The sequence below is a fragment of the Clostridium sp. genome (assembly GCF_021443865.1).
GTDB lineage: Bacteria > Bacillota > Clostridia > Clostridiales > Clostridiaceae > Clostridium.
In genome coordinates, this window is record NZ_JABUTB010000073.1 from 1 (window position 1) to 10553 (window position 10553).

General features: G+C 28.9%; 10 protein-coding genes, 1 other RNA gene and 1 pseudogene. 9 read left to right on the plus strand and 3 right to left on the minus strand.

The genetic code is table 11. From position 1 onward, the window contains the following. Positions 1 to 234, plus strand: a 234-nt coding sequence (locus HUJ77_RS11990) for an amino acid--tRNA ligase-related protein (RefSeq protein WP_291708940.1), incomplete at its 5' end; no start/stop codon positions are given. Positions 235 to 436: 202 nt separating this feature from the next. On the opposite strand, the gene HUJ77_RS11995 is transcribed toward HUJ77_RS11990, so the two are convergent. Continuing rightward, a complete protein-coding gene (locus HUJ77_RS11995) occupies positions 437 to 964 on the minus strand; it encodes a hypothetical protein (RefSeq protein WP_291708941.1) in 528 nt (175 codons plus the stop codon). 144 nt (positions 965 to 1108) lie between these two features. On the opposite strand from HUJ77_RS11995, the gene HUJ77_RS12000 reads away from it, so the two are divergent. From HUJ77_RS12000 to rnpB, 7 genes are all read left to right on the plus strand, one after another. Next, positions 1109 to 2140, plus strand: a complete 1032-nt coding sequence (locus HUJ77_RS12000; RefSeq protein WP_291708942.1) for a deoxyguanosinetriphosphate triphosphohydrolase — start codon at positions 1109 to 1111, stop codon at positions 2138 to 2140. Positions 2141 to 2313: 173 nt separating this feature from the next. Continuing rightward, positions 2314 to 4071 carry a DNA primase gene (gene dnaG, locus HUJ77_RS12005; RefSeq protein ID WP_291708943.1) on the plus strand — a complete coding sequence of 586 codons (1758 nt, stop codon included), beginning with the start codon at positions 2314 to 2316 and terminating at the stop codon, positions 4069 to 4071. A gap of 45 nt (positions 4072 to 4116) precedes the next feature. Next, a complete protein-coding gene (rpoD, locus tag HUJ77_RS12010; protein WP_291708945.1) occupies positions 4117 to 5223 on the plus strand; it encodes an RNA polymerase sigma factor RpoD in 1107 nt (368 codons plus the stop codon). 43 nt (positions 5224 to 5266) lie between these two features. After that, positions 5267 to 5959 (plus strand): class I SAM-dependent methyltransferase, encoded by a 693-nt coding sequence (locus HUJ77_RS12015; RefSeq protein ID WP_291708947.1) that lies wholly within the window; start codon positions 5267 to 5269, stop codon positions 5957 to 5959. A 12-nt stretch (positions 5960 to 5971) separates the two neighbouring features. After that, a complete protein-coding gene (locus tag HUJ77_RS12020) occupies positions 5972 to 6763 on the plus strand; it encodes a Nif3-like dinuclear metal center hexameric protein (protein WP_291708949.1) in 792 nt (263 codons plus the stop codon). Between the two features lie 187 nt (positions 6764 to 6950). Next, positions 6951 to 7202 carry a hypothetical protein gene (locus HUJ77_RS12025; RefSeq protein WP_291708951.1) on the plus strand — a complete coding sequence of 84 codons (252 nt, stop codon included), beginning with the start codon at positions 6951 to 6953 and terminating at the stop codon, positions 7200 to 7202. A 54-nt stretch (positions 7203 to 7256) separates the two neighbouring features. Then, an RNA gene (gene rnpB / locus HUJ77_RS12030) (RNase P RNA component class A) lies at positions 7257 to 7668 on the plus strand. A 57-nt stretch (positions 7669 to 7725) separates the two neighbouring features. Here rnpB and HUJ77_RS12035 read toward each other — a convergent pair. Beyond that, the gene (locus HUJ77_RS12035; RefSeq protein ID WP_291708953.1) at positions 7726 to 8874 is read right to left on the minus strand and encodes a tyrosine-type recombinase/integrase; all 1149 of its coding nucleotides are present in this window, start codon (positions 8872 to 8874) and stop codon (positions 7726 to 7728) included. Between the two features lie 49 nt (positions 8875 to 8923). Beyond that, positions 8924 to 9313, minus strand: coding sequence for an ImmA/IrrE family metallo-endopeptidase (locus tag HUJ77_RS12040; protein WP_291708955.1), 390 nt, complete (start codon positions 9311 to 9313; stop codon positions 8924 to 8926). 50 nt (positions 9314 to 9363) lie between these two features. Between HUJ77_RS12040 and HUJ77_RS12045 the strand changes: the two are divergent. Continuing rightward, positions 9364 to 10511, plus strand: a pseudogene (locus tag HUJ77_RS12045) (IS3 family transposase). Positions 10512 to 10553 lie beyond the last annotated feature (42 nt).

Sequence of the window (10553 nt, forward strand, 5' to 3'; positions counted from 1 at the left end):
ATAATAGGGGGCTCACAGAGAGAAGAAAGGCTTGACGTTTTAAGGGTCAGAATGGCAGAAATGGGACTCGACGAGGCTGATTACGAATGGTATCTGAACCTGCGTAAATTTGGTGGAGTAAAGCACTCTGGCTTTGGGCTTGGCTTCGAGAGGATGGTCATGTACATAACTGGAGTTTCAAACATCAGAGACGTAATTCCTTATCCGAGAACCCCAAAGAATGCGGAGTTTTAATGGGTGGATGCAAATTCCGACAAATAGACGCAGAGCTTCAAAATAACAAGAAGACTACGAGCTACGGACTTGATGATTTGATGAATAAAACAAATAATAAAGACAATGGCATCCTGTGCCGTTGTTTTTACTTGCAAAGCTCGGCAAATAAGGGTATAATTAATGACATGATTATAAATACGGACTAAAAAAATAGGAGAAACTACGATGAACAAATACTTAATAATAATTGATTAAAATGTTTTGATATAGATTCGCTATAATTTTCAAAGCCCTCTCTATTTGCACTTCCATCTATAGGTGAAAAATTTCTAGAAGATTTATGTAATTTTCCAAGAGTTTTAGAAGATAATATCACATGATTTTTATTATCAAAATCACATTTTTCTCCATTAAGCCAAGGAGTTAAAATGAATAGCATGTCCTTATATTTTACATATCTACTTCCAGTAATAGTTGGGAGTAGTTTAGGAACATTAATTCCATTTCTATAGCACCATTCCATAGTTGAATATACGTATAAAAGATTTTCTTCATCATAATATACTTTCTTTAAGCAATAGGTTTGATTATTATAATCTATTTTATAAACAGCTCTTTGTTTTTCGGTATTTTTAAACTTAACATTAATAACTGAAGAATTCTCTAAATTATAGTAAATTAATATATTACTCTTTAATTCATCTATTGGAAGTAGTTCATTATTTATGTTTAGCAGTAAGCTTTCCATTATTCTCTCCTTTATAATTACTTATTATTAAGATATTACTTAAAAAAAGAAAATATTCTAGGTATTAAATATATTACTTATAAATATGTTTAAATAGAGGAAAATAGAGAAAAATATAGAATATGTTATATAGAGGTGAGATAGATGAATGTAAGAGAAAAAATGGAAGATATTGAAAGGTTGACATTAATCTCTGAAGCACAATTTAGTAGTAATACACTAGGAAGAAAAATTGAAGAAGAAAGTGATCCAATGAGAACTTGTTTTATGGTTGATAGGGATAGGATAATTCATAGTAAATCCTTTAGACGTTTAAAGCATAAGACACAAGTTTATATAAAAACCTTTGGTGACCATTATAGAACAAGATTAACTCATACATTAGAAGTATCTCAAATAGCAAGGACAATAGGATTAGGTATAGGTTTAAATGAGCAATTAATAGAAGCAATTGCAGTAGGACATGACTTAGGTCATGCAGCCTTTGCTCATAATGGAGAAGAGGTTTTAAATTCCTTTTTAGATGGAGGTTTTAGACATAATGAGCAAAGTGTTAGAGTAGTAGAAAAGTTAGAAAAGAACGGAAAAGGATTAAATCTATCTGAAGAAGTAATAGATGGAATATTACATCATAGTGGTTTAAGTAATAACAATAATAATAAAGCTAAAACTTTAGAAGGAAGAGTTCTTAAAGTAAGTGATAAAATAGCTTATTTAAATCATGATATAGATGATTCAATAAGAGCAGGGCTTTTAAGTGAAGATGTATTACCTAAGGAAGTAAAAAAAGTATTAGGAGATACGCATTCACAAAGAATAAAGACTTTAGTCACAGATGTAGTACTAAATACTAGTGAAGCTATAAAAAACAATAATGTTGATATAGTCTTTAGTGATGAGGTTTGGGAAGCTATGACGGAATTACGAAGATTTATGTTTAAAAATGTATATTTAGGGGAAATTTTAAAAGTAGAAAGAAATAAGGCGAAATTTGTGCTGGAAAATTTAATAGAGCATTATTATACTCATATAGATGAGCTACCGACACTATATAAGGAAATAGCAGAAAAAGAAGGAAGAAAAAGAGCGGTTGCAGATTATATATCAGGAATGAGCGATGATTATTGCCTAAATACCTTTAATTCTATATTTGTCCCTAAGTTAGTAATATATTAATGTTCAGGATAAAATTATTTTTGAAGAATGAAGGAATTTTAACTGTGATAAAGAATATAAATAAAGAAGATTTAATAAAAAAATAAAAAAAAAATTTTTAAAGAAGGATTTCTATAAAAAATGTCGAATTAAATATAAGTTGACGAAAATTAATAGTAAGGAGGTGAATCTCCTTGCAGATTTCTGAAGAGATTCTAGAGAAAATTAAAGAAGAAAATGACATCGTTGATGTTATATCTGAATCAGTTAGACTGAAAAAAACTGGAAGAAGCTTTTCAGGGCTATGTCCATTTCATAATGAAAAATCACCTTCATTTTCTGTTTCACAAGAAAAACAAATTTATAAATGTTTTGGCTGTGGAGAATCAGGAAATATAATTACTTTTGTTATGAAAAACAAAAATATGAATTTTATAGATGCCGTAAAATATTTAGCAGATAGGGCTAACATATTATTAGAAGATGATACTAGAGTAAATCCAACTGCAAAAAAGAAAGAGTTACTTTATAAAGTAAATGTAGAAGCTGGTAGGTTTTTTTACTCAAATTTAAGGTCTGATAAGGTAGCCATGGAATATTTTTTAAATAGAGGAATAAGGCAAGAAACTATAAAAAGATTTGGCTTAGGGTATGCAAAGGATAGTTGGAACAGTTTATTGTTTCATCTAAAAAAACAAGGCTTCAGTGAAAATATATTATTAGAAGCGGGATTAGTTTTAACTTCTCAAAAAACTGGTAATAAATATGATAGATTTAGAAATAGAGTAATGTTTCCAGTTTTTGATTATAGAGGGAAAGTAATAGGATTTGGAGGAAGAGTTTTAGATGATTCTAAACCCAAATATTTAAATTCTCCAGAAACTTTAGTTTTTCAAAAGGGAACTAATTTATATGGGTTAAACTTTGCAATAAAAAGTAATATGAAGGAAAGATACTTCATTATGGTAGAAGGATATATGGATTTAATTACCTTGAATCAATATGGAATTACTAATGTAGTTGCATCACTTGGAACAGCATTAACTGTAAACCAAGCAAGGTTATTAAAGAGGTATGCAGATAAGGTTATTATATCTTATGATGCAGATATAGCTGGGCAAACAGCTACTTTAAGGGGATTAGAAATACTAAAGGATGCAGGTTTTGATGTAAGGGTTTTAAGCATTCCACAAGGTAAGGATCCTGATGAGTATGTAAGAAGCAATGGGAAAGACGCATTTATTAAATTAATAAATGAAGCAGAAGGATTAGTAGAATACAGAATAAAAAAAGCTGGAGAAAACATAAATTTCAAAGATAGTAATGATTTAATAAAATATGGGAAAAAAGTTACGGAAATTTTAGCAAAAGTAAATCCAGTAGAAAAAGATATTTATATTAAAAAAATATCTGAAAATACAGGTATAAGAGAACAAGCTTTGTATGACTTATTATCGAGAGAAATGACAAAAAATATTCAAAATCAAGAATTTATGAATAATAAGGAAGAAAATGGAACAAAATTATATAAGGAGCCTGCATTTATAAAGGCTGAAAGATCCTTATTAAAATTATGTTTTAATGAAGAATATCTTGATTATATTGTTAATTTAATAAACCAAGATGAGTTAATTCTTCCAGAACATAAAGAGATTTTTTCTATCATTAAAGATGCTAAAAAGGGAAATATAAATAATATAGAAAACTTTTTAGAATCACAATGTACAAATATTAAGACACTTGAGGAAATTGTTAAAATAAATGAACAACAAGTCCTTATAGGTAAAGATAATAAAAGGTTAATTCAGGATTTAATAAAACAGATAGATAGTTATAAGTTAAACGAAAGATTGAAAGAATTAAAGCAAAAACAAAAGATTTTAGAATCACAGGGAAAGATTGAAGAATCAATACAAATTGCTATTGAATTAAATAATTTGATGAGAAGCTAAAGAGAGGTGTAGGTACAGTTGGCAATAACGGAAGGAGGTCAAAATATGTTGGATGAAAAAACAAAAGCTAAGCAAGTTAAGAAGGAAAATGAAGATAGAAGTAACAAAATGAATATAGTTAAGAACTTGCTTGATAAAGGGAAGAAAAGTGGTACTTTAACATATAAAGAAATAATGGATGAACTTGAAAATATAGATTTAGGTCCAGAACAAATTGAAAAAATTTATGAAGTGTTAGAGTCTATGGGAATAGAAGTTATAGGTGAACCAAGCGGTGAAGAAGAAGTAGAAGAAGAATTAGATTTAACTATTCCAGAAGGTATTGCTATTGATGACCCAGTTAGAATGTACTTAAAAGAAATAGGAAAAGTTCCTCTATTATCATCAGAAGAAGAAATAGAGTTAGCAAATAGAATTGAACAAGGTGACCAAAGAGCTAAAAAGAAATTAGCAGAAGCCAACTTAAGATTAGTTGTAAGTATTGCTAAAAGATATGTTGGTAGAGGAATGTTATTCTTAGACCTTATTCAAGAAGGAAACTTAGGTTTAATTAAAGCCGTAGAAAAGTTTGATTACAGAAAAGGATTTAAATTCTCAACTTATGCTACATGGTGGATAAGACAGGCAATTACAAGAGCAATTGCTGACCAAGCGAGAACTATTAGAATACCAGTTCATATGGTAGAAACTATAAATAAATTAATAAGAGTTCAAAGACAATTATTACAAGAATTAGGGAGAGATCCATTCCCAGAAGAAATTTCAAAAGTAATGGATTTACCAGTAGATAAAGTTAGAGAAATTCAAAAAATTGCTCAAGAGCCAGTATCTTTAGAAACACCTATAGGTGAAGAAGAAGATTCACATTTAGGTGATTTTATACCAGATGATGATGCTTTAGCACCTGCAGAAGCAGCAGCATTTACAATGCTTAAAGAACAACTAATAAATGTTTTAGATACTTTAACTCCAAGAGAAGAAAAAGTACTAAGATTAAGATTTGGCTTAGATGATGGTAGAGCAAGAACCCTAGAAGAAGTTGGTAAAGAATTCAACGTAACTAGAGAGAGAATAAGACAAATTGAAGCAAAAGCACTTAGAAAATTAAGACACCCTTCAAGAAGTAAAAAATTAAAGGATTATTTAGATTAGCACCTAATGGTGCTAATTTTAATTTAGCAAGGAGACGAAATATATGGAACTAAGCAAAAGATTAAATTTTATAATTAATAATATTGATAAAACATCAGTTATAGCAGATATAGGAACTGATCATGGGTATATTCCATTATATGCTACACAAAATGGTATATGTGATAAGGCTATAGCTATAGATATAAATAAAGATCCTTTAGACAAGGCAAGGCTTAATGCTATTTTAGAGGGAGCAGGAGATGAATTAGAATTCAGACTTGGAGATGGATTAAATCCTTTAGAAAAAGATGAAGTGGAAGCAGTAATTATAGCTGGTATGGGTGGAAACTTAATTAGAGACATACTTGAAGAAAGCATTGATAAAGTAACTTCTTTAAATTACTTAATACTAGTACCTGCACAAAATCCAGAAGTATTAAGAGAATATCTTTATAATAATGATTACGAAATAATATCTGAAAATCTTTGTGAAGAAGATGGGATATATTATGAATTATTTAAAGTAAGAAAAAAAGAAGGTGAAGCAATGGGGTTAGATTCAATATATTATGAAGTAAGCCCTAAATTATTAATGCAAAAGCATCCATTAATGAAGGATTATTTAAATTCAAAAGTAGATAATTATAAAAAAATACTTAGTTTTATAACAGAAAGTACTGTAAGTGCAAGAGATAGAAGGGCAGCAGTAGAAGACAAAATAAATATAATTTCAAATATGATTAATTATTTATAAGGAAGATTTATTATGAAGAGGGTAAAAGATATTATTGAAATAATGGAGGAGTTTGCTCCAGTAAATTTAAAAGAAGACTTTGATAATGTAGGGTTAATGGTTGGTGATAAAGAAAAGGAAGTTAAAAAAATTCTTTTATCTTTAGATTGTACTTTAGAAGTAATTGAAGAAGCAAAGGGAAAAAATGTAGATTTAATAATTACTCATCATCCCTTATTATTTAGAAAGCCAAGCACTATAACTACAGATACTTTAGTTGGTAAAAAAATTATAGAGCTTATTAAAAATGATATAAGTCTATACTCTAGTCATACAAATTTAGATTCAGCTAGTGGTGGTTTAAATGAAACTATAGTGAATATTTTAGGTTATGAATCTAAAGAACTTATTGAAGTAAATAAGAATGCCAGAAATGCAAATGAAGGGCTAGGTAGATTTATTAGGTTAGATAAAGAAATATCATTAGAAGATTTAATAAGAGAAGTTAAAGAGAAACTAAACATAAGTGGATTAAAGGTAGTTAAAGCTTCAGAAAAAGTTAAAAATATTGCTGTAATTAATGGTAGTGGAAGTAGCTTTTTTGATATAGCTTATAAAAAAGGTGCTGATTGTATAATAACAGGAGATACTACTTACCACTTTGCAAGTGATTACAAAGAAATGGGAGTTTCTATAATAGATACAGGACATTTCTTATCTGAATGGATAGTTTTCTTAGAAGTAATAAATAAACTAAAAGATAAACTTAAAGAAGTAGAAATTATTATTTCTAACCATAGCGAAGATCCATATACTTTTGCATAATTTATTTAAAATAAAGTATAAATAAAGACAGACTTTTAATAAGATTATAAAAGTAATTCTTTTTATATATAAAATAGCTGTGAACTAAAACTTAGTTCACAGCTATTTTAAATTAACTACTTTATTATAACTATTTATGACTATAACACATAGAATAATAATAGGATAACAATTGAGGAGATGTGTTATGAGTAAATCTTATTATAAAAAGAAGAAAGGATCATGGACAAAAGTATTCCAAGATGGAATTAAGGACATACTTGATGGTATAGGGAAAAATATTAGCTCAGGAGGTCCAATATTCTTTAGGAATTGTATTAATCCAGCAGCAAGGTTAGTAATATTTATACTTTTAATATTAACTCTTTTACTATCAGGAATAGGATTTTATACTTGGATTATTCTACTTATGTTAGTATTAATACTTCAATTTGTTTAAAATGTAAAAAAATTCATTTGTATTATTTATAAAGTTATGATAATATAAGTTTTGCGAGTAAGACGTGCAATCGCTGCTAGACTTAGAGCTAGGAGAGGAAAGTCGGAGCTCCATAGGGCAGGGTGCTGGATAACGTCCAGTCAAGGCGACTTGAAGGAAAGTGCAACAGAGAGATACCGCCTAAGTTTAATGATTACATTCTAATAAATTAGAATGTATAAGTTCCACTAACCAAATCATAGATTTGGAGTGTCACTTAGGTAAGGGTGGAAAGGCGAGGTAAGAGCTCACCAGCATCATGGTGACATGATGGCTATGTAAACCCCACCTGGAGCAAGGTCGAATAGGGAAACATTTAGGGGTTGCCCGCCCCGTTTCCGGGTGTACCGCTTGAGCTTATTGGTAACAATAAGCCTAGATAGATGATTGCTTAATACAGAACTCCGCTTATGGCTTATCTCGTAACAGTAATAGCAAGGGTTTATGGGTGTAGAGGTTGAAATCTTCCCTTAATTTTCCCTTGTTATTTTATTTGCATTAAATTTGATATAACATCAGTAGCTTTTCTATTCATCTTTTCAGTAACATGTGAATAAGTATCAGATGTTGTTTGCATTAGACTATGCCCTAATCTTTCTTGAAGAGTTTTCATATCCACTCCACCTTCAAGTAGTAGCGTAGCATTAGTGTGTCTTAAATCGTGCCAACGAATATTTTTTTCTATACCATGTAATTTACATAATCTTTTAATTCTTTGTAAAAAACTACTTGGAGTAATCGCTCTACCATTTTCCCAAGTGAATATTAAATTATACTCTTGATTATTAAAAATATTTTTATTATAAAATTGACCATATCTAAGCTTATTTTTTTGTTGAAGTTTTATATGCTTTTTATACTTTTCTGCTAATCCTTCACTAATAGGAAGTTCTCTATAAGATCCTTCTGTTTTAAGTCCAGATATAACATATTTATTTTCTATTCTTATTAATGCTTTATTTATTATGACTTTATTTAAATTAAAATCAATTGATTCAATACATATTCCACACATTTCACCACGCCTTAAACCAAGTTCCAATGCAGTATCTAATGCTAATTTCATAATGTAATCTTCATATATGGATTCATCTAATGAGTTATATATTAGCCTATATTCATCTAGTGTTAGGATGTTGGCCTTATATTTTTCTCTTTTTGGTGTATCTACATATTTACAAGGATTATTAATTATCAATTGTAATTTTAAAGCTTTATTAAGAGCAGTATTCAAAACTCCATAATTAAATTGAATTGATGTTTTATTTAAGTTAAGGCCTTTTAAAAACTTAATATACTTTTCAATGTGAATAGGCTTTAAATCACATAATTTAATATTTCCTATAGATTTACTAATCTTAGTTTCAACTGAACATTTATATTTGTAATAAGTGTTATCTGATTTTTCATCTTTGATATAATCTTCTAGCCAATCATAAAGATAGTCAGATAAATATATTTCTTCAGGTCTAGATATTCCATTATATGATCTATTAATTTCTTCATTTAATTTCTTTAATGCCTCTGACTTTGTTTTCCCTCCAACTCTTTCAATTTGCTTACGTTTACCGTCTTTATATTCATAATATCTGTAGTACCAGCTTTTACCTTTCTTTCTAACACTTCCATTCATAAAAACACCTCCTTAAGAATGTATGTTCTTTTAAAGTTAAAAAATATATTTAAGACTCACTTATTAGTTTATACTTAAGCTTTACTAGTTCGACAGGTACTTTATAGCAAGAAGCTAATTGATCAATTGAATACCCATCAATATAAGAAATATCGTTCTTACTTAAATCTAATAATAGTTCGGCTGCAAAAATATTTGCTTCATATTCTTTCCTTGAAATATTAATACTTTTAACATTGGAAAAAAAGCAAGAAGATTTTGTATGAAGTATGGCGTGAGCAATTTCGTGTGCTAATACAAATCTTCTTGCATTTTCATCCATTGAAGAATTTAACCATATAACGTGATTTTTATTTAGAAATTTATACATGCCCAAGGGTTTTCCGAGTGGTTCAATTATTAAAGTTATATTGGTATTAGTATAAAGTAGTGGACACAATTAGTCGAACTAAGTAAAATAATATTTAGTTAAGAAAGGATGTGTCCATTATGAGTAAGGGCAGAAGATATGATCAGGAATATAAAGATATGATAGTAGACTTATTTAAGTCAGGAATGAGCTTAGCAGAGCTAAGTAGCGAATATGGCATTGCAAAATCAACAATAAACGGCTGGATTAAAGATGTAAAAGAAATTAAAGTAGATGAAAATGAAGTTATGACAGTAAAAGAAGTTAAAGCTTTAAAAAAAGAAATGGCAAGAATTAAAGAGGAAAATGAAATATTAAAAAAAGCTATGGCCATATTTGCAACAAAAAACTAAATCAAGTAATAGAATTTATAGATAGTAATAAAAACAACCATGATATTAAGACTATGTGTACCGTTCTAGGCATAGCCAGGAGCACATATTATAAATCTTTTGATAAAACTAAATCTGCACGAGAACAAGAGAATGAGGAATTAAAAACAGCTATTATAAGAATATATAAAGCTAATAAAGGTATATATGGAGCTCCTAGGATTCATCATATACTTTGTACTGAAGGCTTTAACGTATCCTTGAAAAGAGTTCAAAGAAGAATGGCTGAACTTGGTCTTTGTGCAATAACTGTAAAAAAATACAGACCTCATTCAAATAAAAAGGTAGCAGAAGGTTTGGAAAACGTTTTAAAAAGAGATTTTACAACTACTTCTATTAATGAAAAATGGGTAGGAGATATTACATATATTCATACTATCACAGATGGTTGGTGCTATTTAGCGTCAGTTCTTGATTTACACTCTAGAAAAATAATTGGCTACGCTTTCGGTAAAAGAATGACTAATGATTTAGTTTCTAAAGCTTTAAAAAATGCTTATTACAGCCAAAATCCTGATAAGAATAAGAAACTAATCTTTCATTGTGACTTAGGCTCTCAATACACTAGTAATGATTTAAAAGAACTATGTAAAGAATTTAATATTACACAATCATTTAGTAAAAAAGGATGTCCATATGACAATGCTTGTATAGAATCTTTTCATTCTTCAATAAAGAAGGAAGAAATCTATAGAAATACATACCGTACCTTCGAAGAAGCTAATATAGCTATATTTAAATATATTGAAGGTTGGTATAACAGAAAAAGGCTACACTCTTCTATTAATTACATGACTCCAGATCAATGTGAATTACTAGCTAGAAGTGTAGCATAAAAAAGTTTGACTTTTTGTGTCCAAGATATTGACATAAGACCA